12 protein-coding genes are annotated in these 24,873 nt (G+C 62.3%); 4 read left to right on the top strand and 8 right to left on the bottom strand.

Annotated elements, in window-relative coordinates:
* Together ilvB and ilvD are read right to left on the bottom strand one after the other, a co-directional pair.
* Positions 1–1,505, bottom strand: a 1,505-nt coding sequence (gene ilvB, locus QVP03_RS11715; protein ID WP_288210800.1) for a biosynthetic-type acetolactate synthase large subunit, incomplete at its 3' end; no start/stop codon positions are given.
* A 14-nt stretch (positions 1,506–1,519) separates the two neighbouring features.
* Positions 1,520–3,340, bottom strand: coding sequence for a dihydroxy-acid dehydratase (gene ilvD, locus QVP03_RS11710; RefSeq protein ID WP_022333597.1), 1,821 nt, complete (start codon positions 3,338–3,340; stop codon positions 1,520–1,522).
* 825 nt (positions 3,341–4,165) lie between these two features.
* Between ilvD and QVP03_RS11705 the strand changes: the two genes are divergently transcribed.
* Both QVP03_RS11705 and thrC read left to right on the top strand, forming a co-directional pair.
* Positions 4,166–5,092 carry a homoserine kinase gene (locus QVP03_RS11705; RefSeq protein ID WP_022333596.1) on the top strand — a complete coding sequence of 309 codons (927 nt, stop codon included), beginning with the start codon at positions 4,166–4,168 and terminating at the stop codon, positions 5,090–5,092.
* 17 nt (positions 5,093–5,109) lie between these two features.
* On the top strand, positions 5,110–6,399 hold the full coding sequence (gene thrC / locus QVP03_RS11700; protein ID WP_022333595.1) for a threonine synthase: 1,290 nt from the start codon (positions 5,110–5,112) through the stop codon (positions 6,397–6,399).
* Positions 6,400–6,528: 129 nt separating this feature from the next.
* On the opposite strand, the gene leuB is transcribed toward thrC, so the two are convergent.
* The 6 genes from leuB to QVP03_RS11670 all read right to left on the bottom strand — a co-directional run bounded on the left by leuB (position 6,529) and on the right by QVP03_RS11670 (position 18,269).
* Entirely contained in the window at positions 6,529–7,590 is a 1,062-nt protein-coding gene (gene leuB / locus QVP03_RS11695; protein ID WP_022333594.1) for a 3-isopropylmalate dehydrogenase, read from the bottom strand.
* Complete coding sequence (locus tag QVP03_RS11690; RefSeq protein WP_022333593.1) at positions 7,580–9,121, bottom strand: alpha-isopropylmalate synthase regulatory domain-containing protein; 1,542 nt, start codon at positions 9,119–9,121, stop codon at positions 7,580–7,582. Before QVP03_RS11690 ends, leuB begins: the two co-directional genes overlap by 11 nt.
* A gap of 7 nt (positions 9,122–9,128) precedes the next feature.
* Positions 9,129–9,722, bottom strand: a complete 594-nt coding sequence (gene leuD, locus QVP03_RS11685; protein WP_022333592.1) for a 3-isopropylmalate dehydratase small subunit — start codon at positions 9,720–9,722, stop codon at positions 9,129–9,131.
* A 158-nt stretch (positions 9,723–9,880) separates the two neighbouring features.
* Complete coding sequence (leuC, locus tag QVP03_RS11680) at positions 9,881–11,257, bottom strand: 3-isopropylmalate dehydratase large subunit (RefSeq protein ID WP_022333591.1); 1,377 nt, start codon at positions 11,255–11,257, stop codon at positions 9,881–9,883.
* A gap of 1 nt (position 11,258) precedes the next feature.
* A complete protein-coding gene (locus tag QVP03_RS11675) occupies positions 11,259–12,779 on the bottom strand; it encodes a 2-isopropylmalate synthase (protein WP_022333590.1) in 1,521 nt (506 codons plus the stop codon).
* A 237-nt stretch (positions 12,780–13,016) separates the two neighbouring features.
* Entirely contained in the window at positions 13,017–18,269 is a 5,253-nt protein-coding gene (locus QVP03_RS11670) for an alpha-2-macroglobulin family protein (protein ID WP_288210799.1), read from the bottom strand.
* A gap of 42 nt (positions 18,270–18,311) precedes the next feature.
* On the opposite strand from QVP03_RS11670, the gene pbpC reads away from it, so the two are divergent.
* Both pbpC and QVP03_RS11660 read left to right on the top strand, forming a co-directional pair.
* Complete coding sequence (gene pbpC, locus QVP03_RS11665) at positions 18,312–20,624, top strand: penicillin-binding protein 1C (protein WP_022333588.1); 2,313 nt, start codon at positions 18,312–18,314, stop codon at positions 20,622–20,624.
* 324 nt (positions 20,625–20,948) lie between these two features.
* A complete protein-coding gene (locus tag QVP03_RS11660) occupies positions 20,949–24,566 on the top strand; it encodes a glycoside hydrolase family 38 N-terminal domain-containing protein (RefSeq protein ID WP_022333587.1) in 3,618 nt (1,205 codons plus the stop codon).
* Positions 24,567–24,873: the final 307 nt, after the last annotated feature.

Here is a 24,873-nt window from a genome sequence, read left to right as displayed (position 1 = left end):
CGGTCGTAGAAGAGTTCCTGCCACTGCCGTACCATGCCCAGATAGGAGTTGTTGAGCAATACGATCTTTACGGCGACCTGCGACTGGAAGATCGTCCCCAGCTCTTGGATGGTCATCTGCAGCCCGCCGTCGCCCGCGAAGAGGCATACCTCGCGGTCGGGGGCGCCCAGTTTGGCGCCGATGGCGGCTGGAAGCCCGAAGCCCATCGTGCCCAGGCCGCCCGAAGTTACCAGGCTGCGGCTGCGGCGGAACCCGAAATAGCGCGCTGCGAACATCTGCTGTTGCCCGACGTCGGTCACCAGCACCGCGTCGTTGTCGTAGGCATGCGCTACGGTGTCTACGACCTCGCCCATGCGGATGCAGCCGCCTTCCGGGCGGATCGCCTTGCGGACGACCGCCTCGTATTCGACTTTGTCGCAGGCGCGGAACCCTTCGATCCAGGCCTTGTGCGCGGCGGGGCGGATCCTTTGGGTGAGCAGCGGGAGCGTCTGTTTCACGTCGCCGATGACGGCCACGTCGGCGTGTACGATCTTGTCGATCTCGGCGGGGTCGATCTCCAGGTGGATTACCTTGGCATTCGCCCCGAAACATTTGGGGTTGCCCGTCACGCGGTCGTCGAAACGCATCCCCACGGCGATGAGCAGGTCGCACTCCTGGTTGCGGATGTTGGGGCCGTAGTTGCCGTGCATGCCCAGCATGCCGACATACTGCGGCGAGGAGGTCGGCACGGCCGACAGCCCCAGCAGGGTCGAGGCGACCGGTATGCCGCTCTTTGCGAGGAAGGCCTGCAATTCTTCTTCGGCGTTTCCGAGCATCACGCCCTGTCCCGCCATCAGCAGCGGCCGTTGTGCGGCGTCGATCAGCCGTACCGCCTCGGCGATGCACTCCTCGGCGGGCGCGGGTGCGGGGACGTAGCTGCGGATGGACGTCAGTCTTTCGTAGCGGAACGGGGCCGTCCCGCACTGGGCGTCCTTGGTGATGTCCACCACCACAGGGCCCGGACGCCCCGAACGGGCGATATAGAACGCCTTGGCAATCGCCCCGGGAATGTCTTCGGTACGCTTGACCTGGCAGTTCCATTTGGTTACGGCCTGCGTGATGCCCACGAAGTTGGTTTCCTGGAAGGCGTCGGTGCCCAGCAACGACGAACCCACCTGTCCGGTCACCAGTACCAGCGGCGTGGAGTCCATCAGCGCGTCGGCCAGTCCGGTCACGGTGTTCGTCGCCCCCGGGCCCGAGGTGACCAGGCAAACCCCTACGCGGCCGCTGACGCGGGCGTAGCCCTGCGCGGCATGTACGGCGCCCTGTTCATGGCGGACAAGGATGTGGCGCAGCCGGTCGCGGTAGTCGAAAAGCGCATCGTAAACGGGGATGATGGCTCCTCCGGGATACCCGAAAAGCGTGTCCACACCCTCGCGCAGGAACGATTCGAGCAGGGCCTGCGACCCTGTGATACAAGGGCCGGGCTGTTGTCCTTCGGTTCTGGTTGTCGTGTTCGTATTCATGGTGTTGTCCGGTTTTATTCTTCTTCGACGATGCGTACGGCCCCTTTGTCGGCCGAGCTGACCAGCTTGGCATAGGCCCTTAGCGACGCGGGTATGCGGCGGTCGCGTGCCGCGGGGCGGAAATGCTGCTGTGCGGCCATGCGCGCGGCGATTTCGTCGTCGCCGGCCATGAGGCGGATCGAGCGCCGCGGGATGTCGATCTCGATCTCGTCGCCCGTGCGGATGACGGCGATCTCCCCGCCCGAAGCCGCTTCGGGCGAGACGTGACCGATCGACAACCCCGACGTTCCGCCCGAGAAGCGGCCGTCGGTAATCAGCGCGCAGGCTTTGTCGAGGTGTCTGGATTTGAGGTACGATGTGGGGTAGAGCATCTCCTGCATTCCGGGGCCGCCCTTGGGGCCTTCATAGCGTATGACAACGACGTCGCCGGCCTGCACCTCGCCGCCGAGGATGCCGCCGATGGCCTGCTCCTGCGATTCGTAGACGCGGGCGCGCCCGCGGAAGACAAACAGCGACGCGTCGACGCCGGCCGTCTTGACGATGCAGCCCCGGCGGGCGATGTTGCCCGTCAGTACGGCCAGCCCGCCGTCGCGGAAATAGGCGTGTTCCAGATCGCGGATGCAGCCTGCCGTGCGGTCGGTGTCCGGTGTGTCGTAATAAGTCCGTTGTGTGCCCAGTTCCCGGCTGTAAAGGCCGGCCGGGGCGCTCAGGTAGCGCTGTTTGGCTTCGCTGCTCGCCGTTTCGCTCCGCAGGTCGAAGGCCGCGATGGCCTGGCCGAGCGTGCGCCCGTCGACCCTCCCGGCCGAGGTGTCGAGCAGTCCGCCGCGGGCGAGTTCGCCCAGGATCGAGAGGATGCCGCCCGCACGGTTGACATCCTGGATATGGTAATGCGAGTTGGGGGCGACCTTGCACAGTACGGGCACCCGGCGTGAAAGGCGGTCGATATCCTGCATCGTGAAATCTACCCCGGCCTCGTGGGCCACGGCCAGCAGGTGCAGCACCGTATTGGTCGAGCCGCCCATGGCGATGTCGAGCGACATGGCATTCTCGAAGGCTGCCTTCGTGGCCACCGAGCGCGGGAGCACCGAGTCGTCGCCCTCGAAGTAATAGCGTTCGGCATTGCGGACGATCAGCGCTGCGGCCTCTTCGAACAGGCGGCGGCGGTTGACATGCGTGGCCACGACGGTGCCGTTGCCCGGGAGCGAGAGCCCGAGCGCTTCGGTCAGGCAGTTCATCGAGTTGGCGGTGAACATCCCCGAGCACGAACCGCAGCCGGGGCATGCGGCGCGTTCGACGCGCGCCACCTGTTCGTCGCTGCAATTTTCGTCGGCAGCCATTACCATGGCGTCGATCAGGTCGAGCGCCCGCTCGCCGAGATGCCCCGCCTCCATCGGCCCGCCCGATACGAAGACGGTCGGGATGTCGAGCCGCATGGCGGCCATCAGCATGCCCGGGGTGATCTTGTCGCAGTTCGAGATGCAGACCAGTGCGTCGACCCTGTGGGCATTGGCCATATATTCGACGCTGTCGGCAATGATCTCGCGCGAGGGCAGCGAATAGAGCATGCCGTCGTGTCCCATGGCGATGCCGTCGTCGATGGCGATGGTGTTGAATTCCGCGGCGAAACAGCCGAGCGCTTCGATCCGCTGCTTGACGTATTGTCCGATCTCGTGCAGGTGCACGTGTCCCGGAACCAGCTGGGTGAACGAGTTGGCGATGCCGATGACCGGACGGCCGAACTGCTCTTCGCGCATGCCGTTGGCACGCCACAGGCTCCTGGCTCCGGCCATGCGCCGGCCCGTCGTCGTGACGGCACTTCTGAGTGGGTGTTTCATCTTCTTCTTGTTTTCTGCATATTGTGCCTTTGCCATCTGCCCGGATAATAAAAAACCTTTCTCCAGCGGGAGAAAGGCCTTTTTATCATCTTTCGGATATACACATCACCTTTCTCCCGTTATCTTGCCAAAGACGACGAGCAGCAGATTAATGACGTTATTATTCGAATGGTTCTGGGCGTTCATGTCCGGAATTTCCGTATTTGTTTCGTTTCAAAGATAGGGATATAAAATCGTTTCGTCAAAATAATTTTGCAAAAAATTTAATAATGTGATAATCCGGAACCTATTACCCCTCTTATGCTTTATGACGACCCGGATAGATGCCTTTCAGCTTACAGTTTAAAACCGCATTTTTTTGGGTCTTTTAACCGCTTTTAGCCCGATTCGGAGGAAGGCAGGCCTTCCGGGAACCCCTAATATCTTACGGTTTGTCGTCAAGTTCGGTATTTTCAGCCTTTCCGGACTACTCCTATTATATATAAAGCGGCCGCCAGTGCTTTTTAGGGCGTCTTACGATTTGTTACCCGAATTTGGATATTAAATTTTTTTGTTTTATATTTGTCCCCGATGGATATGAAACGGAACCATACGATGACCGGGGGATGCGGGGTAGCCTGCAGCCCGGTGGCGTGCACCGTTTCTTTCACCGTCCTTATCTCCGCTACCGCCACTACAACGACGACGACAACGACAACCCCTGTGGGGGTGTAGTTGTTATTTTTCCGTCACGAGCATACCTGTTATGCATTTTCCGGCCAAGGCTGCCGGAACGGAAAGCCCGGTTCGATCAAAGGTGGTTTCATTCAAAAGGAGATTTTTATCATGCGATATATCAAAGTTTTCGCCCCGGGAACGGTGGCGAACCTGGGTTGCGGCTTCGATGTGATGGGGCTGACGCTCGACGGCGTGGGCGACCTGCTGGAGGTTGGCATCGAAGAAGGTGCTGGGGGGCTCGTTATCCGCAACCGCAGCGGGAAGGAACTTCCTGCCAAAAACGAGGACAACGTGATTACCCCGGCGGTGATGGCACTGCTCGGGGCATACGAAAAACCCGTGCGGGTCGAGGTTACGATCCTCGAAAAGATCGCTCCCGGCAGCGGCATCGGGTCGAGTGCGGCTTCGTCGGCCGCAGCGGTCTGGGGCGTGAACGAACTGTTGGGACGTCCCTTTTCAGGGGAGCGGCTCGTGGAGTTCGCGATGATGGGCGAGGCGCTCATCGGCGGTACGTCCCATGCCGACAACGTGGGCCCTGCCGTGCTGGGCGGCGTGGTGCTGATCCGGGGGTACGAACCGCTGGACATCGTGCGCCTGCCTGTCCCCGAGGGCTTTTTCTATGCCGTGGTGCATCCCGACATCGTGGTCAGTACCAAGGAGGCGCGCGAAGTGCTTCCCCGCGAGGTACCCCTGCACGATGCCGTGACGCAGTGGGGCAATGTCGGCGGGCTGGTGGCCGGGTTCGCCCTGGGCGACGTGGCGCTGATCGGTCGGTCGATGCACGACGTGGTGGCGGAGCCTTACCGCAAGGGGTTCATTCCGGGTTACGATGTGCTGAAAGAAGGGGTGCTCGCCGAAGGCGCCCTGGCGATGAACATTGCCGGGTCGGGGCCTTCGATCTTCGCCCTGGCCGCCGATGAGGCCGTCGCGCAGCGGGTCGCGCAGCGGATGCGGGCGCATTTCGCCCGCCCCGGTATCGGCTGCAAGATATATGCGGGCCGCGTGTCGAACTGCGGGGCAAGGATTGTGGAATAGTATAAAACGACAAACAGATGAAATATTATAGCACGAAAGACAAAGCATGCGCACGCGCCTTTTCGCTTCGCGAGGCCGTGCAGGCGGGGCTGGCACCCGACGGCGGGTTGTTCGTCCCGGAACGTATCACGCAGGCCGATATGGCCGTCGCGGAGCGGCTGGCCGGGGAGTCCTATGCCGCGCTGGCCGGATACCTGGCGGAACTTTTTTTCGGTGACGACATCGACCCCGGTCTCCTGCGGCGGGAGATGGAGCGGATCTACGACTTTCCGCTGCCGCTTCGCCGTGTCGGCAGCCGCTATACGCTGGAGCTCTTCCACGGCCCGACGTTCGCATTCAAGGATTACGGTGCGGGCTTCATGGGGCGGATGATCGGTCTGATGGGCGGTGCCGGCGAAAAACTGGTGATTCTGACGGCTACGTCGGGCGACACGGGCAGCGCCGTGGCGCACGGGTTTTACGGCGTGCCGGGCGTCGAGGTGGTGCTGCTCTATCCCGAAGGGAAGATCAGCCGGCTGCAGGAGTGCCAGATGACCACGCTCGGCGGCAATATCCACCCGCTGCGTGTGGCCGGGACGTTCGACGACTGCCAGCGGCTGGTCAAGGGGCTGTTTGCCGACGCAAAATTCCGTGCGGGGCACCGCGTGTCGTCGGCCAATTCGATCAACCTGCTGCGCTGGATACCGCAGGCATTCTATTATTTCTACGGCTATTGCCTGTGGCGGCAGCAGACGGGCGGCGGACGGCCTGTGGTCGTGGTGCCGAGCGGTAACTACGGAAACCTCTCGGCCGGGATGCTCGCCCGCCGCATGGGGCTCCCCCTCGGCGGATTCGTCGCGGCTTCGAACCGGAACGACGTGGTGCCCGAGTTCCTGCGCAGCGGCGAGTACCGTCCGAGGCCGTCGGTGCGGACGCCGGCCAATGCGATGGACGTCGGAGCGCCGAGCAATTTCGAACGTATGCTGTGGCTCTGCGGCGGTGAGCCGGATGCCCTGCGTGATGAACTGGAGGGATTCCGCTGCGACGATGCCATGATCCGCCGTACGATCGACGGGCTGCACCGCAATTACGGATACCTTTCCGACCCGCACAGCGCCATCGGATATGCCGCTTCCGTAGCGTGCGGGAAACCGGGATTTTACCTCTCTACGGCGCATCCCGCCAAATTCGGGGAGGTCATCTCCCCCGTCACGGGGGCTGCGGTTCCGCTGCCTCCGCGGCTGGCCCGGCTCGCCTGCCTGCCCCGGGTTTCGGAGCCTATGGCGGCCGACCTGGGGGCACTCGAGCAATTCGTGGCCGGGATATAAACCGGCTGCCGGGCCGTGGCGTTGCTGTCCGGGCGGGGTGCGCCTCGTGGCCTGCACGGAAAAAGGGGTTGCAACCTTTGCGGTTGCAACCCCTTTTTTGCGGATAGGAGCCCCCGGAGCGGGGCGTGCCTAAATATGCGCGGCGATGAAGTCCCCGACCTCGGAGGTCGAGTAGCGGCGTTCGCCCTGTGCGGCGAGGTCTGCGGTGACGACGCCTTCGGTGAGTGCCCGGTCTACGGCGGCCCGCACGGCGCTGCCCTCCGTGTCGAGCCCCAGGTGTTCGAGCAGCATGGCGGCCGAGAGGATCGTGGCCATCGGGTTGGCGATGTTCTTCCCCGCAGCCTGCGGATAGGAGCCGTGGATCGGCTCGAAGAGCGCCACTTCCGACCCGACGCTCGCCGAGGGGAGCATGCCGAGCGAGCCGCTGATGACGCTGGCCTCGTCGGTGAGGATGTCGCCGAACATGTTTTCGGTGACGATCACGTCGAAATGGGTCGGCTGGCGTACGATCTGCATCGCGGCGTTGTCCACGAACATGAATTCCAGCTCCACTTCGGGGTGCCGGGGCGCCATATCCTGCGCGACCTCCCGCCACAGGCGCGAGGTTTCGAGTACGTTGGCCTTGTCCACGACCGTCAGGCGCCGCCGGCGGCTCATGGCGAGCCGGAATGCGACGTCCAGCACGCGTTCGATCTCCGTGCGCGTGTAGGTGCAGGTGTCGAAAGCCTCCGTCCCGGCTTCGTTGCGCCCCTGCGGTCGGCCGAAATAGATGCCGCTCGTCAGTTCGCGCACGCAGATGAAATCGGTGCCGCGCACCACCTCTGCCTTGAGCGGCGAGCGGCCGGCCAGCGTGTCGAACAATGCGATGGGGCGCAGGTTGGCGAACAGTCCCAGCGATTTGCGCATGCGCAGCAGTCCCTGCTCGGGACGTACCGGGGCCTTGGGGTCGTTGTCGTACTTGGGGTCGCCGATGGCACCGAACAATACGGCGTCGGCAGCCTGGCAGATGGCGTGCGTCTCGTCGGGATAGGGGTCGCCCGTGGCGTCGATGGCGCAGGCGCCCACTAACGCCTCGCGGTAGTCGAATCGGTGTCCGAATTTCGCCGCCACGCGGTCGAGTACTTTCGTGGCCTCGGCAATGATTTCGGGGCCGATGCCGTCGCCGGCTAAAAGGGCTATGTTAACATCCATGGTCGTTGTATGTTGGTTCGATTATGTTCAGCATTTTGATCGTCGCCTTGATGGCGGCTTCGGTCTGGTCGGCATCCAGCCCGCGGGTCTTGAACTCCTTGCCGCCCGTCTCCCACGTGATGATCGTCTGCACGAAGGCATCGGTTCGTCCGCCGGGCGGGATCGAGACGGTGTAGTTGCGCAGCATCGGGAACTCGCGGCCGAGCTGGTGCTTGTAGATCTGCCTGAGCGCCCGCATGAAGGCGTCGTACTGGCCGTCGCCGACCGAGGTCTGCTCGTATTCGCAGCCGTTGATCTCGATCTTGAGCGTAGCGGCCGGGTGCAGCCCCTGTGCCAGCGACAGGCTGTAATTGAGTATCCGCACGGGGTTTTCGACCTGGTCGTAGCGCAGTACGTCGGCGATGATGTAGGGCAGGTCTTCGGCCGTCACCAGCTCCTTCTTGTCGCTCAGTTCGACCACCCGTTCGGTCACCTTGCGCATCGAGGCTTCGTCGAGCTCGATGCCCAGCGCTTCGAGGTTCTTCAGGATGTTGGCCTTGCCCGAGGTCTTGCCCAGGGCGTATTCGCGTACACGTCCGAAGCGTTCGGGCAGCAGCTCGTTGAAATAGAGGTTGTTCTTGTTGTCGCCGTCGGCATGGATGCCGGCACACTGCGTAAAGACGTTTTCGCCGACGATCGGGCGGTTGCCCGGGATCCGGATGCCCGTGTAGGTCTCGACCATGCGGCTGACGTGGTTGATCTTCGTTTCGTCGATGCCCGTGAGGCAGTGCAGCCGGTCGTGCAGCACGGCCACCGTGCTCGACAGGGGTGCGTTTCCTGCGCGTTCGCCCAGCCCGTTTATGGTTACGTGAACCCCGTGGAACCCGGCTTTCACCGCAGCTGCGGTGTTGGCCACGGCCAGGTCGTAATCGTTATGGGCATGGAAGTCGAACCTAAGCTGCGGATAGCGTGTCACCATGTCGCGGCAAAACCGTTCGGTGACATAGGGGTCGAGGATGCCCAGCGTGTCGGGGCACATGAAGCGCTGCACGGGGGCGTCGGCAAGCCCGTCGAGTATCGTGTAGACGTACCCGGGCGAATGCAGCATACCGTTCGACCAGTCTTCGAGGTAGACGTTCACCTTCATGCCCCGTGCGACGGCCCCGCCGATCGTGGCGCGGATGTCGCAGAGGTGCTCCTGCGGGGTGCGGCGCAACTGTTCGCGGCAGTGTTTGAGCGACCCCTTCGCCAGCAGGTTCACCACGCGGCACCCGGCCTGGCCGAGCCAGTCGAGCGACACGCCGCCGTCGATGAATCCCAACGCCTCGATGCGGTCGGTATAACCCTTCGCGGCAGCCCATTCGGCGATGCGGCGCACGGCCTCCTGCTCGCCCTGCGAAACCCGCGCCGAGGCTATCTCGATGCGGCTCACGCACAGTTCTTCCAGCAACAGCCGGGCGATGGAGAGTTTTTCGCGGGCGTTGAACGAAACCCCCGACGTCTGCTCGCCGTCGCGCAGCGTGGTATCCATTATCTCTACGCGGGGATACATCGCGCGGCTATTTATGCGCCTGTTCGAACGCTTCGATCTGGGGCGCGATGCTGCGCAGGTAGTCCACGTCGTCGTAGCCGTTCAGAAGGCACCGCTTCTTGTATGCGTCGATCTCGAAGTGCTCGCTGCGGCCCGTGGCGCAGATCATCAGCGTCTGGTTGTCCAGGTCTACGGTGAATTGCGTCGCAGGGTCGCCGTCGATCGCCGCGAAGACCGCCGCGAGGAACTCCCCGCTCACGGTGATCGGCAGCAGCCCGTTGTTGAGGGCATTGTTGCGGAAGATGTCGGCGAAGAAGCTCGACACCACGACGCGGAACCCGTAGTCGGCGATGGCCCATGCGGCGTGCTCGCGCGAACTGCCGCAGCCGAAATTGCGGCCTGCGACGAGGATTTTGCCCCCATAACGGCTGTCGTTGAGCGGGAACGAGGCGATCCGCTGCCCCCGGGCGTCGTAGCGCCAGTCGCGGAAGAGGTTGTCGCCGAATCCTTTGCGCTGGGTGGCTTTCAGGAAACGTGCCGGGATGATCTGGTCGGTATCTATGTTCTCCGTGCTCACGGGCACGGCCCCCGAGGTGAAGGTTTCGAATTTGGGTATGGACATATTGGTTTTGTTTTTTCCGGCATTCGGCAGCGGCCATTTTGCCGCAAAGCGGCATGTAAGCCCCTGCCTGAGGCGGGGGTTTGGGGGTGGGCCGGAATTATAAACGACGCCGAAGGCGGCGGCAACGACCGGCCGATCCAAACCGAAGTTAAAAATTTTTACATTTCAAACACCTTGCGCGGATCCTCGATCCTGCCGCATACCGCGGCCGCGGCGGCTACCGCAATGCCTGCAAGCATGGTGCGCGCACCGGGCCCCTGGCGCCCTTCGAAGTTGCGGTTCGAGGTCGAAACGCTGTATTTGCCTGCCGGGATCTTGTCGGCGTTCATCGCCAGGCACGCCGAGCAGCCCGGCTGCCGGAGCTCGAACCCGGCGGCGGCGAGCACTTTGTCGAGCCCTTCGGCCCGTGCGGCGGCTTCGACGCCTTTCGAACCGGGGACGATCCATGCCGTCACGCCCTGGGCCTTGCGCCGGCCTTCGACCAGCTTGGCGAAGCGCCGCAGGTCTTCGATGCGGCCGTTGGTGCAGCTGCCCACGAAGACATAGTCGACGGGTTTGCCGAGCAGCTTTTCCCCGGCTTTGAATCCCATGTACTCCAATGCCTTGGGGTCGGCCTCGGCCGGGATCTGCGCATCGACGGCCATGCCCATGCCGGGGTTGGTGCCGTAGGTAATCATCGGGGCGATGTCGGCAGCATCGAACCGGTACTCCTTGTCGAATACGGCGTCGGCATCGCTGTAAAGCGCCTCCCAGCGGGCGACGGCCTGGTCGAACGCCGCTCCCTGCGGCGCACGTTCGCGCCCGCGCAGGTAGTCGAACGTCGTCCGGTCGGGTGCGATCATGCCGCCCCGCGCCCCGCACTCGATGCTCATGTTGCAGACGGTCATGCGCCCTTCCATCGAGAGCGATCGGATCGCTTCGCCGGCGAACTCGATGAAGTAGCCCGTGCCGCCCGAAGCGGTGAGTTGCGAGATGATGTAGAGCACGACATCCTTGGCTTCGACGCCCGGGCGCAGTGTCCCGTCGACCGTGATGCGCATGCTCCGCGGCTTGGACTGGATGATGCACTGGCTGGCGAAGACCATCTCGACCTCTGAGGTGCCGACGCCGAATGCCACGGCGCCCAGTGCCCCGTGCGTCGAGGTGTGGCTGTCGCCGCAGACGATGGTCATGCCCGGCTGTGTGAATCCCAGTTCGGGGCCGATGATGTGCACGATGCCCTGGCGCGGGTTTCCCACGCCGAAATGTTCGATGCCGAATTTGGCGCAGTTGGCCTCCAGCGCCTCGACCTGGCGCCGCGATTCGGTCTCGGCGATCGGCAGGTGCTGGTCGACGGTCGGGATGTTGTGGTCGGCCGTGGCGGTGATTTGTGCCGGGCGTGCCACGCCGATGCCGCGCCGTTCCAGGCCTGCGAAAGCCACGGGCGACGTCACCTCGTGGATGTACTGGCGGTCGATGTAGAGCACCGAGCGTCCGCCGTCTTCGGTGCGCACGGTGTGCGCATCCCATATCTTGTCCAGAAGTGTCCTGCCCATCTTACTCCTCCTTTTCCTTGCGTTCGGTTACGTTCAGTACGCGCAGCGCATCGAGGAACGCCTCGATCGACGCCCGTGTGGTGTCGGTGTGTGCGGCGAAGCCGTGGACGGTGCGGCTGCCGCACTGTACCTGTACGTGTACGCGCCCCACGTCGTTCGAACCGCGGGTGATGGCCTGCATGAGGAATTCCATGAGCACGACCTTCTCGTTGATCAGGGTCTTGATCGCCGACACGGCGGCATCCACCGGGCCGTTGCCCGTGGCGATGGCCATGCGCTCGTGGTCGCCGAACTTCAGCACCACGGTCGCCGTCGGGACGAGCGTGCCGGTGGTCACCTGCAGGAATTTGAGCGATACGGACTGCTGTTTCATGCGGTCGATGTCGCCTACCAGGTATAACAGGTCGTAGTCGTGGATCTCCTTTTTCTTGTCGGCAAGCTCGAGGAACTTGGCGTAGGTTGCGTCCAGCTCTTCCTGCGTGAGGTCGTAGCCGAGCAGTTCGAGCCTGTGTACGAGCGCCGCGCGGCCGCTGCGGGCCGTCAGGGCGATGACCGACTCGTTGAGGCCGATGTCCTGCGGGTCGATGATCTCGTAGGTCTGGCGGTCTTTCAGCACGCCGTCCTGGTGGATGCCCGACGAGTGGGCGAAGGCGTTGCGGCCGACGATCGCCTTGTTGGGCTGCACGGGCATGTTCATCAGGCTCGACACCAGATGCGAGGCTTTGGTGATCAGGCGTGCGTCAATGCCGGTGTCGACGGCGATCTCCTTGTGGCAGCGCAGCGTCATCACCACCTCTTCGAGCGAGGTGTTGCCTGCGCGTTCGCCGATGCCGTTGATTGTCACCTCGGCCTGCCGCGCACCGTTGAGGATGCCGCTCAGGGTGTTGGCCGTAGCCATGCCCAGGTCGTTGTGGCAGTGGGTCGAGATGATCGCCTTGTCGATGTTGGATACGTGGTCGACCAGGTATTTGATCTTCGCGCCGTATTCGTGGGGCAGGCAGTAGCCCGTGGTGTCGGGAATGTTGACCACCGTAGCCCCGGCCGCAATGGCGGCCTCGACCACGCGGGCGAGGTATTGAGGATCGGCGCGCCCGGCGTCTTCGGCGTAAAACTCCACGTCCTCGACATAGCGTTTGGCGTATTTCACCGCCTCGACGGCCTGTTCGAGGATTTTCTCGGGCGTCGAGCGCAGTTTGTCGTAAATGTGCTGGGGCGAAACGCCTATACCCGTGTGGATGCGCTTGTGCCTGGCCAGTCGCAGGGCATCGGCGGCCACGTCGATGTCTTTTTTCACGGCGCGGGTCAGCGCACAAATCGTCGGGGCCGAAACGGCCTTCGAAATCTCGAGTACGGAGTTGAAGTCTCCGGGGCTGGAAATCGGGAACCCCGCTTCGATGACGTCCACGCCGAGGCTTTCCAGCAACTTGGCGACTTCGATCTTCTCGGTGGTGTTCAATTGGCAGCCCGGCACCTGCTCGCCATCACGGAGCGTGGTGTCGAAAATAAACAGTTTCTCGCACATAATATGACTAATCTAACTAACCTTGGCAACAAATATATTAAAAATATTTTCCAAATTCCTATTTTACCGGAGGAAAGTGCCTCTTATACCCGAATTTAGCGGCGTTTTCCCTACGGGAGTACGAATCCGGAAATAAAAACGGCTCCGGATGCCCGAAGCCGTTTTGCCATAATATTTTCAGGTGTCGCCGGAACCTTTTGCTGGTTGCGCTGCGTTTTCCCGGCTGCCGGGGCGGCATTAATCGACCACCTCGACCCACTGTCCCTTTTTCAGGGCGCGGACGGCGTTGTCGTACATCGCCTCGCAGTAGACCGAAGGCAGGTAGTAGCGCCCCTTGTAGGTTGCCGTCAGCTTGACGGGTATCTCCTTGCTTTCGCCCCGGCTCAGGTCGAAGTAGCTCAGCACCCGGTCGTCGCGGATATCCTGGTAGGTGAGCGACGACAAGTCCCGTTCGGAGGTGATCTCCCATCCTGCCGGGAAGATGTGGGTCAGCGCAAGATCGGCGTACCGTTCGTGGCCGCTGGTGTTAGAGACGGTCACGATGGCGTAAAAATCGGTCGATACCCGGATCGAGGCCGGGTCGATGGCCTCACCGTCCATATTCGTGTAACGCACGTCGATCCGGATGCCGTTCGCAGCTTCGGTTTCCTCGCCCTTGCCGGGGGTATAACTCTGGCTGACGACCGCATAGAGGCTGCCCGAACCATTGTTCCTCACCTCGGTCGGTGCGGCCAGGGGCATGCTCGCGATGGATTTGTCGGTCTTGACGAGCTCCCTGCCCGCAGTGGCGTCGATGCCGTTCTGTCCCGCTACGGCGAAATTGGAAAGGGTGCTGAGCATCCATGCCGTCGACTGGGTGCTGAGCCACCTGTCCTTCTTGAGGATGTCCGACATCTTCAGCGCCATGCGGAAAGCCTCTTCGCGGCGTCCGAGTATCGTGAGCGTCATGAGCGAGATCGACATCCGGCGTTCGTCGCTGTTGTAGGTGCCGTCGTAGGGGTTGGCCTTTTCCGCGTTGTCCACGCAGAGCGAGATTAGTTCCTCGGCGACCTTCCGGTTGCCGTCCAGTGCGTATGCTGCCGCCAGCAGCCACTTGGCGTCGCCGCTCAGCGAGGCGGCCTTTTCCCGGAGCTGGTTCATGGCACCCCGGGTCGGAGTCCCGTTCAGCGCCAGCACATACTGGGTGTAGGCCTGGGTCAGGTAGTAGTCTGAGGGGTTGCCGCGCAGGTATTTGAGCACCCGGTCGAGCATCGCCCTGTCCACGCCGTAGCCGTGTTTCGCAGCCTCGATCAGGAAGTGCGTCGCGTAAACCGTCCCCCATTCCGACCTCGACGTATTGCCGCTCCAGTAGGCGAATGCGCCGTCGGAGAGCTGGTAGCTGCCCAGGCGCGAAAGCACGCTCTTGACGTTGCGGTCGATATCCTGCAACATGTTCGCGTCGCACTCCACGACCGAAGGCAGGTAGAGTTGCGGGAAGGCGCCCGAGGTGATCTGCTCGATGCAGCCGTGGGGATATCTCACCAGGTATTCGAGGCGCCGAGAAAGGTCTATGGGCGGGATCGACGAAAGTTCCAGCTTCGCCTCGCCGTTCTCCTTGAGCGGTTTTACCGCCATTGTCTTGCCCGGGTCGATGACATAGTCCTTCGACAGGGTCACATAGGGGTTCGGTTCCCGGACGTCCAGCTCGATTTCTGACGCGGAGCTGTCGCCCGACGACGCAGCCGTGACCCGCACCTTCCCGATGCCGGTTCGCTTGTTGACCTTCAGGCGGAACGATACGACCTCCTCGCCGCTCCGGCCGAGCGTAATGCTCTTGCTGGACGGCCCGACGGGCGAGAACGATTCGTTCGCGGCGATTTTCACGTCGACTTTCCCGACCCCGTCTTCGAGGGCGAAGACCGTGACCGGAACCTCGACCTCTTCATCGGTGGAAACTACGCGGGGCATGGTGGCCTGCACCAGCAGCGGTTTTTTCACCGCGACATCCTTCTCCGCGGCGCCGAACGCCCGGCCGTTCGAGGCGATGACCATCACCCGAACCTCGCCGAAGTAGGGCGGAAGCGTGATTTTATGCGTGTTCGTCTTCCCGGCGCCCAGTTTCTGTGCGTCGATGAACCGTACGACGGGCTTGAACCGCTGTGCCTTGAGCGCCCCCGTGTTCGGCTGCTCGGCGTCGCCGCCGATGGCGAACATCTGTTCGATCCTGCCGCCATAGGCGCCGATGACATAGTCGAACATGTCCCACGTGCGGACGCCCAGTGCCTCGGTCGCGTTGAAATAACCGTAGGGATCGGGGGTCTTGAAGCGTGTCAGCCCCAGCAGTCCCTCGTCGACGAGCGCCAGCACGTAGCTCATTTTCCGGCCGTTTTTCTCCCGGACTTTTATCGTCACCTCCGATTCGGGTTTTACCGTTTCGGGCATCTCGACCACGGGGGTGAGCTTTCGCGCGGCGTCCTCGACGTCGAGCCGCGTCACGCCGAACAGGCGGATCGGTGCGTCGTTGAGCGTCGAGTTGTGGGGCTGGACGAGTGTTACCGAGACATAGATGTTGGGGGCCATCCCCTCCTTGACGGGGATTTCGATGTCGGTTTGCTTGCCGGTGCACTCCACCCAGAAGCTTTCCCGCACGACGCTGCCGCTTTCGATGCCGACCAGCGCCCGTGCGCCCGGCGACGAGGGGATGGTGACCCTGGCCTTGTCCCCCGGGACGTATTTGGCCTTGTCGCGGGTGAGGGCGAGCCGCGTGGCGGCATCCGTCACCGAAGTGACGTCGCCCCGCCAATCGGACGAGGATACGCATACGATCCGGGTCGCCGAGTGTGCCCGGTTCGGGCTCGTGACGCGGATCATGTAATAGCCGTAATCGCCCGTGCTCCAGCGCATCGTGGCCTGCCCCGTGCCGTTCGAAAGGGTTGCCTGGAGGGTCTTGTAATTCGAGTTGAGCGCATTTTTGGCGTAGTGCGCCTGGGAATTGGGCGTTGAGGCGTCCCACCACCAGTAGGAATCCATTTTGTAGACCGATACGAGCACGTTTTCACTGCCGGGTTCGGGCTTGCCCTTGGCGTCGAGCATCACGACCTTTATGATATGCTCCTTCCTGCTGTCGAGGTATTCGTCGCCCCAGTCGCTTTTCTGGGTGGCGACCCCGATCCCGAAATAGGTGTCATAGGGCGATACGGTCGCGACCTGCTGGTCGACGCTGAAGTCGCCGCTCTTTTCGAAGACCTTCACCGTGAATTTGCCGCTCAGCATACCGGGGCTCAGCCCTTCCAGCGAGGAGAGTTCGTCGGTCGAGAGCGACAGCGACCCTTGGGCGTCGGTGGTGCCGGTGACGATTTCCCGCTCCTCGGTGCCAAAGTATTTCGAGGCGTCGTCGAACGAATAGCCCTCGTAGCCCTTGAAGCGAGTGGCGGTCTGTGACAACTGCGCCTGGAGCACCGCCTTGGCTTCGGCCGCAGGGGCGCCGTGCAGCCACCGGGCGGTCAGGCTGCCCGTGAAATGCGCGGCGTCGACCAGTTGCCCGTCCCCGAGTTTCAGCTCGATTTTCATCCGGTTGGGCTTGATCGCGTCCACCCGGACGGATTTTTCGAACTGTGCGCCGCCGAAGGTGATCTTGGCCCGCCATAGCCCTGTCGGCGACGCCGGCGTCGTCCCCAGGCTGAACGTGTAGATGCCGTCCGAGGAGCTGTTGTTCACGAGCGACTGCACCAACTGCCCGTTCGGGTTGAAGAATTCCAGCGATGCCGGGTGGCTTTCGGGCAGCGGATTGTCCGAGGTGACGATGAACGTGAGGTGTATGTCGTCGCCCGGGCGCCATACGCCGCGTTCGCCGAAGATATAGCCTTTTATCCCCTTGGGATTTGCCGTGCCGCCCACGTCGAAATTACTCAGCGACAGGGCTGTGCCCGGTTCTACCTTCACGAAGGTGACGTCCCCTCCGGCTTCGGCCGTGACGATGTAAGGCTCGTCCTTCGTCCTCAGCACGGCCCGCCCTTCGGAATCGGTGCTCGCTTCGGCCAGCACCTGGTTCTGCCGGTCGTAGGCCCTGACTTTGCAGCCCCCTTTGGGGCGGGCGGAGACCAGGTCGGTCGTGTAGACGACGTACTGGTCGCTGCCGCTGCTCTTGCAGATGAGGCCGATGTCGGACTGCACGACCACTTTCGACCGCTCCTTGTAAGTCCTGTAATCCCCGAAATAATAGTCGTAGTCGTATTCGTCGTCGACGGGCGTAAGCGGGTCGACACCCCGGATTTCGAGCAGGTACATCGACTTGCGGCTGTCGGTGATCAGGCGGCTCAGGTCGAGCGAATAGGTATTGCCCTGGTCGAGCCTGGTCGAAGACCTGGCCCCCAGGTCAATGGTCGTGTCGCGGACGACGCGCGACACGTAATCCATGGATGAATAGTACTGGTCGTCGTAGTAGTTCTGCTGGAAGAATTGCAGCAGATTGTTGGCGAATATCTTTCGTACCCGCACCCGGGCTTTCTGGTAGTTCACCGCCTCGAACAGCAGCGACATGTCGTTCGACGAGGGAAGGATCGAGCCTTTGCCCGTGAAGCGAATCGAGGGGGTGCGCGACGGCAGCGTAGCCGTGAACGAATAGCTCTCCTTGAGCTTCTGCCCGTTCTTGCTCACTACGTCGCGGCCGATCGTGACACTATGCGCTCCCGTGGGGCGTGCTTCGGGATAGATGTAGAGCCTGTTTTTGTCGACCAAAGTCCGGAACTTGGTGTCGAAGCGGATCAGGTTTTTCAGATCCTGGTTCTGCCGGATGGGTTCGGAGAAGGTGACCACGATGGCGAGCGGTTCCGGATTTACGCTGTGGTCGATGACCGCGTATTCGTCCTTGCGGGGGACTTCCACCCGGAGGGTTTGCTTTTCGTCGTAATTGAAATCGAGCGTCAGCGTATAGCCCTCATCGCCCCGCGGGACGATGTTGCCCACGGTGTATTGGTGCGTGAGCCCGTCTTCCGAATGCGTCCATTTGACGTCGGTACCCGCCGTGCCGCTTATTTTGAGGTTCCGTTCCATGTAGCTGCCCTCGGCATAGTCCGACGAGACGATCTCGCCGATGAGCACATAGCCGGTCATCTCGTCGTTCTGCTGCAACCAGTTGTCGTTGTAGGTAAACCGCAGTTTGGGGGTCGCAAACCTGAACTCCGCGATGCCCTTGTGCTGCCGGCCGGTGAGTTTCGCGGCGTCGATGGCCACCTTGTACTGCGTGTCGTATTGCAGCGGGGATTTGGGGACGATGCGGATCATGCGCATCCCCGACAGGTAGGCGTCGAAACCGACGGCCGGGGTGATCGATATGGCATCCTGCATGGCGCTTTCCTCGACTTGTACGTTTTCGACGAACGTCACGTGGAGAGGCATCCTGACGCCCGTCACTCCGTTGGTCGACCATTCGATGATGTCGGACGTCTGCTTGCTGCACGAGGCGATGAGCAGGGCGGACAGCGCAAACAAAGCATGGCATATTGTTTTCATAATGGGGGATTTTAGGTAACTTTGCCAAAGATACGTAAAAATATGGCAAAAAAACCGGCTAAAAAGAGAATATGTTTTTTCGCGATGCTGGTCGTTGCCATGCTCGCCGCGGGGTATTGTTTGTTCCTGCCCCGGACGCTCTTCGACGAGCCTTTTTCGGCGACCGTGTGGAGCCGCGACGGCCGCCTGATGTCGGCCAAGGTCGCCTCCGACGGCCAGTGGCGTTTCTTTCCCACGGACAGCGTCCCCGAAAAGTTCCGGGTCGCCATCACGACCTACGAGGACAAACGTTTTTACCGCCATTTCGGGGTGGATCCGCTGGCGCTGGGGCGTGCCGTGCGGCAGAACCTTGCGGCCGGGCGGATCACGAGCGGGGCGAGCACGCTCACCATGCAGACCATCCGCCTGAGCCGCGGCGGGAAACCCCGCACGTTCCGGGAAAAGTTCGTCGAGATGGTGCTCGCCACGCGCCTCGAACTGCGTTGCAGCAAGGATGAAATCCTGGCCCTCTATGCTTCCCATGCGCCTTTCGGAGGCAACGTGGTCGGGCTGGAAAGTGCCGCGTGGTACTATTTCGGCCGCAGTGCGGCACAGCTTTCGTGGGCCGAATGCGCCATGCTCGCCGTGCTGCCCAACTCCCCGTCGCTGATCCATATCCGCCGCAACCGCGAACGGCTGCGGGAGAAGCGTGACGGGCTGCTCGACCGGATTTGGCACGACGGCCGTATCGACTCGCTGACATGCGCCCTCGCAAAACAGGAGCATCTGCCCGACGCCCCCGAACCGATGCCGATGGAGGCGATGTACCTGCTGGGTAAAATGCGCGAAGGGTCGCTCCGCTCGACGCTCGACTACGACCTGCAAAGCCGGGTCAACGACCTCGCCCGGCGCTACAACAAGCGTTACCGGGGCAATAAGATCAACAACATGGCCATCGTCGTCATGGACGTGGGGAGCGGCGAAGTGCTCGCCTACGTAGGGAACGTGTACGACCCCGCCGACCGCACCGAGGGTACGAGCGTCGATGTGATTCCCGCCCCGCGCAGCAGCGGCAGCGTGCTCAAGCCCCTGCTCTATGCTGCGATGCTGGACAACGGGACGGCATTGCCTGCGATGCTTTTCCCCGACGTGCCGACCTATTACAGGGACTTCACACCCCACAATTACAACCGTACCTTTGACGGGGCGGTGCCTGCCGACCGGGTGGTCGAGCGTTCGCTCAACGTCCCTTCGGTGAGGATGCTCGACAAGTACGGGAAGGAGAACTTCCTTGCGCTGGTGCGTGCCCTGGGCTTCGGGACGATCGACCGGAGCGCCGCCCATTACGGGCTTTCGCTGATTCTGGGCGGCGCAGAGATTTCGTTGTGGGATCTGACCTCGGCCTACATGAAATTGGCGGCCAAACTCAACGGCCGGCAGACGATACGCACCCCGCATTACGACCCCGACGGCGGTACTGCGGTCGATGCCGGGGATATTCCCCTCTCACGGGGCGCGATATGGCTGATGGCCAATTCGATCAGCCACGTGGCCCGTCCCGAGGAGGAGGGCGAATGGCAGTATTTCTCCTCGTCGAAGAAGATCGGCTGGAAGACGGGTACCAGCTACGGCAACCGCGATGCGTGGGCTGTCGGCATGACCCCCGACTATGCCGTCGGGGTCTGGGTGGGGAACTGCACGGGTGAGGGACGCCCGCTGATGACGGGCGTGGGGTATGCTGCGCCTGTCCTGTTCGAGGTCTTCGGCCTGCTGCCCAAAGGGGAGTGGTTCGCGGAGCCCGTCGGCGACCTGGAACCCGCCGTGGTCTGCCGCCAGAGCGGCTATCTGGCTTCGCATATCTGCCCCGACCGCGATACGGTGATGATTCCCCGTGCGGCCGCCCTCGGGGAGGTGTGCCCCTACCACCGGATCGTCAACCTGAGCGCCGACCTGAAATACCGTGTGACGGCGGATTGCTACGACCCGGCCAGGATCGTCCGCATGCCGATGTTTATCCTCCCGCCTGCGCAGGAGTGGTATTACCGCCGGCAGCATCCCGACTACCGACCGCTGCCCCCGCTGCATCCCGGCCTGCCGGGTAACCGGGCCGAAAACAATCCCATCGACATCATCTACCCGCAGCCGGGGCGTGTGCTGGTCGCCCCGAGGTCGCTCGAAGGGGAACAGCAGAGCCTTGTCTTTACGGCCGTGCACCGCGACCGCAATGCCGTGCTGTTCTGGCATATCGACGACGACTACGTCGGTTCGACCTCTTTCGAACACAAAATCTCCGTCCGCCCGGCGCCGGGGAAGCACCGCCTGACCGTGATCGACGAACACGGCGCTTCGCAGAGCGTCATGTTCAGCTGCCGCTGACCCCTCCCGGCACCGGATTGCCCGGGCCTGCCTTTGTCCGGCTGCTTCTCCGTCTATCCGTAGCCGTGTGTCCGGGGTGCTTTCCGCATTCCTGTTTTTGTTGTCCGGACATGGCTCCTCCGTTTTTGCCGGATGCCCCGCAGCCCCGTTTTTGTGCCGGGAGAACGAAATATCCGGGTTATTCGTGCATTTTTACGAATTATGTCAAAAGATCATACTAATATGTCATTTAAAAATATTTTTTGCGGGGCGTTTCCGGCTAATTTTGAAACCCGATACGGATATAAATTCTTTAACCCAGAAATAGTCTAAACCAACCAGCCCATGAAACGAATTTTATTATTGTTCCTGTCTGTGCTGATCTCAGCACATGTCTTTTCACAGAATAGCCCCAAAGCTTATTTAGTATCCAATGCGCATTTTGATTCCCAGTGGAACTGGGATGTGCAGCGTTCGATCCGTGAGTACATCCCGAAGACGCTGGATCAAAACCTGTTTCTCCTTGGCACCTACCCCGATTACGTGTTCAACTTTGAGGGCGGCATCAAGTACCAGTGGATGAAGGAGTACTACCCGCACCAGTACGAACTGATCAAGCGTTACATCCGCGAGGGTCGCTGGCATGTCACGGGCAGCACGTGGGACGCCACCGACCCGAATATCCCGTCCGCGGAGTCCTTCACGCGCAATATCCTGTACGGACAGCACTTCTATCGCCGCGAATTCGGGGTCGAAGGCACGGACATCTTCCTTCCGGACTGCTTCGGTTTCGGGTGGACGCTTCCGACGATCGCGGCCCACAGCGGTCTTATCGGTTTCTCGACTCAGAAACTCATGTGGCGGCACCGCCCGTTCCACGGTACGAGCAAGATTCCGTTCGAGATCGGCTTGTGGCAGGGCGTTGACGGCTCCCGTATCATGGCCGTGATGGACGCGCACAACTATACGACCAAGTGGCGTTACGAAGACCTCAGTCACAGCAAGTACCTGCAGGACATCGCCCAGAGCAACCCTCTGAATGCCGTTTACCATTACTATGGTACGGGGGACACGGGCGGCGCCCCGACCATCGAGTCGGTTCGGGCTTTGGAACTGGGACTGCAGGGCAACGGGCCGGTGGAGATCATCAGCGCCACGAGCGACCGCCTCTACAAGGACTATCTTCCCTATTCCTCCCACCCGGAGCTTCCGGTGTGGAACGGGGAGTTGCTGATGGACGTGCATGCCACGGGTTGCTATACCTCGCAGGCCGCGATGAAGCTCTACAACCGCCGTAACGAGCAGCTTGCGGACGCTGCCGAGCGCAGCGCCGTTGCCGCCGACTGGCTCGGGGCCGTGCCCTACCCGCGCGAGGTTCTCACCGAGGCCTGGAAACGCTTTATCTGGCACCAGTTTCACGACGACCTTACGGGTACGAGCCTCCCCCGTGCCTACGAGTTCTCGTGGAACGACGAGCTGATCTCGCTCAAACAGTTCGGGGACGTACTCACGACCTCGGTTGGCGCGGTTTCGCGGGGTCTGGATACCGATGTCAAAGGGCTCCCCGTGGTGCTCTACAACGCTGCGGGGTTCGAGGTCTCGGACGTGGTGGAGGTTACGCTTCCGCTCGAAGGCAGCAAGTTCACGGTCTACGACGACAAGGGCGTCCGGGTTCCCTCGCAGGTGCTGGGCACGCAGCAGGGGCAGACGCGGCTGCTGGTCGAGGCCACCGTCCCGGCTGCGGGGTATGCCGTCTACGACATCCGCAAGGGCGGGCAGCCGAAGGCCCCGGCGATAAAGGCCGGCGCATGGGGGCTGGAGAACAGCGTCTATAAACTTACGCTGGACGCCAACGGCGACATCTCGTCGATCGTCGACAAGCGTCATGGTCGCGAGCTGGTGGCCGCCGGCAAGTCCATCCGCCTTGCGTTCTTCCCGCAGAACGAGTCTTACAGCTGGCCGGCCTGGGAGATCCTCAAGAAGACCGTGGACGCATCGCCGCAGGCCATCACGGGCGAGGTGAAGGTCTCCGTGGCCGAAGAGGGGCCCCTGCGCGCCTCGGTATGCGTGGAACGCACGCTGGGGGATTCCCGCTTCCGGCAGTGGATCACGCTGCGCGAAGGCGCCCAGGCCGACAGGATCGACCTTGTGAACGACATCGACTGGCAGTCGTCCAATGCGCTGCTGAAGGCCGAGTTCCCGCTTTCGGTCTCGAACCCCGAGGCGGTCTATGACCTTGGCGTGGGCTCCGTGGCGCGGGGCAACAACACCGCGACCGCCTACGAGGTCTATGCGCAGCAGTGGGCCGACCTCACCGACGCGGACGGCAGCTACGGGGTCTCGGTGCTCAACGACAGCAAGTACGGCTGGGACAAACCCGCGGACAACACGCTGCGCCTTACGCTGCTGCATACGCCTGCGACCAAGGGCGGCTACGCCTACCAGAACAAGCAGGACTTCGGACACCATACGTTCACCTACTCGATCGTAGGGCACGCGGGCGATTACCGCGCGGGAGGTGCCGTGCGCAAGGCCGAGGTGCTCAACCAGCCGCTTCGGGCATTCGTCGCGCCTCGCCATGGCGGGGTGCTGGGCCGCAGCTTCTCGCTGGCCTCCTCGCAGAACCCCAATGTGGCGCTGCGGGCGCTCAAACAGGCCGAGGATTCGGACGAATATGTGGTTCGTTTCTACGAGACCTCGGGTCTCGGGTCGCAGCAGGCCGTGGTGGGCTTCGCGGCGCAGATCGTCGACGCCCGGGAGCTCAACGGCGTGGAGGATGTCGTGGGCGACGCGGAGTTCTGCGGCCGCGAGCTGCGCTTCGAGGTCGGGCCCTTCGGCATGAAGACTTTCCGCGTGAAACTCGCCAAGCCCGCCCGGGCGCTCACGCCCGCCGCGGAGGCGGCGGTGGAGCTGCCTTACAACGTCAAAACGGCCTCTTACAACCCGTTCCGCTCGGACGCCAACTTCGACGGCAAGGGCTGCTCCTACGCCGCCGAGCTGCTGCCGTCCCGCATCATGTACGGGGGTGTCGGCTTCGAGATGGGGGATCCCGCCGCGGAGAACGGCGTCAAATGCCGCCGCGACACCATCGACCTGCCCCGCGGGCGCTATGGCAAGCTCTACCTGCTGGCCGCCTCGACCATGTACGACACGCAGGCCGTGTTCACCGTCGACGGAAAGGAGCACACGGCACTGGTACCCTATTATGGCGGCTTCATCGGACAGTGGGGCCATACGGGGCATACCGAGCCCTACCTCAAGGATGCGCAGGTGGCCTTCGTGGGCACGCACAAGCATGATATGATCCGCAACGAGGACAGGCCCTACGAATTCACCTACATGTTCCGCATCGGCCTCGACATCCCCGAGGGGGCACGGCAGCTGGTACTGCCCGACGACCCGCGCATCGTGGTGTTCGCGGCGCCGGTGGCCGAAGCCCTGTCGGCGGCGACGGTGGCCGAAGACCCCGCCGGAGGTATCGGTGCGGCCTGCGACCTGCTGCGCGTGCAGCTGCCCGTGAAAGGCGCCGACGCCTCGCAGGCCGGGCGGCGAAACCTGCTCTACGGCAAACCCGTCGTGGAAAGGTCGGGGGAGGTCAACGCCTCCGAGAGGGCCGAGTGCGCCACCGACGAGGACGTATCCACCAAGTGGTGCGATTACAGCGATGCCAAACCCAAGTTGCTGGGGGTGGATCTCGGACGGGAGACTACGATCCGGGGTTGGTATGTCATGCACGCTGCGCTCGAAGCCCTGGACTACATCACAAAGGAGTACTCCCTGCAGGTGCGCCGGAGCACCGGCGAAGAGTGGAAAACGGTGGACACGGTCTACGACAACACGGCCCTCGAAACCGACAGGGTTCTTCCGCAGCCCGTAACAGCCCGATACGTGAGGCTTGTGGTCTCAAAACCTGACCAAAGCGAAGGAAATACCGCCAGAATCTATGAATTCGAGGTGTATTGACGGATGACGGTAAGATTGGGCGGGGCGGAGCCTGTAAAGGCTCCGCCCCTGCTTTTTCCGGGCGGAACACCGGATCCCGCTTCCGGCAACTTCTCTTCCGGGAATCTATGCCCCGGAAATCCGGCATATGGGGCGCTTACCGGATTCCGATAAGTCCGTCCGATCAAAATATAGACTAAAAATCAATTTATCCGCCTGCCGTTTTGAAAATAAGGTGCAATTTTGTAATCCAGAAAAAACGGTTCTCGATGCAAGGCCTGCGTCCGATTATTTCAGTGTATACGCAACCACGATCGGGTTGTCGCTC

Origin of the sequence: Alistipes sp. CAG:29 (genome assembly GCF_000435435.1) — a bacterium.
Lineage (GTDB): Bacteria > Bacteroidota > Bacteroidia > Bacteroidales > Rikenellaceae > Alistipes > Alistipes onderdonkii.
Note: the sequence above shows the minus strand (reverse complement) of the source record. Positions and strands in the feature narration are given on the sequence as shown.

Excerpts from the sequence above, each read along its gene's own strand:
- ilvD (WP_022333597.1), bottom strand. The coding sequence starts at position 3,340 with ATGAAACACCCACTCAGAAGTGCCGTCACGACGACGGGCCGGCGCATG.
- QVP03_RS11705 (WP_022333596.1), top strand. The coding sequence starts at position 4,166 with ATGCGATATATCAAAGTTTTCGCCCCGGGAACGGTGGCGAACCTGGGT.
- thrC (WP_022333595.1), top strand. The coding sequence starts at position 5,110 with ATGAAATATTATAGCACGAAAGACAAAGCATGCGCACGCGCCTTTTCG.
- leuB (WP_022333594.1), bottom strand. The coding sequence starts at position 7,590 with ATGGATGTTAACATAGCCCTTTTAGCCGGCGACGGCATCGGCCCCGAA.
- QVP03_RS11690 (WP_022333593.1), bottom strand. The coding sequence starts at position 9,121 with ATGTATCCCCGCGTAGAGATAATGGATACCACGCTGCGCGACGGCGAG.
- leuD (WP_022333592.1), bottom strand. The coding sequence starts at position 9,722 with ATGTCCATACCCAAATTCGAAACCTTCACCTCGGGGGCCGTGCCCGTG.
- leuC (WP_022333591.1), bottom strand. The coding sequence starts at position 11,257 with ATGGGCAGGACACTTCTGGACAAGATATGGGATGCGCACACCGTGCGC.
- QVP03_RS11675 (WP_022333590.1), bottom strand. The coding sequence starts at position 12,779 with ATGTGCGAGAAACTGTTTATTTTCGACACCACGCTCCGTGATGGCGAG.
- QVP03_RS11670 (WP_288210799.1), bottom strand. The coding sequence starts at position 18,269 with ATGAAAACAATATGCCATGCTTTGTTTGCGCTGTCCGCCCTGCTCATC.
- pbpC (WP_022333588.1), top strand. The coding sequence starts at position 18,312 with ATGGCAAAAAAACCGGCTAAAAAGAGAATATGTTTTTTCGCGATGCTG.
- QVP03_RS11660 (WP_022333587.1), top strand. The coding sequence starts at position 20,949 with ATGAAACGAATTTTATTATTGTTCCTGTCTGTGCTGATCTCAGCACAT.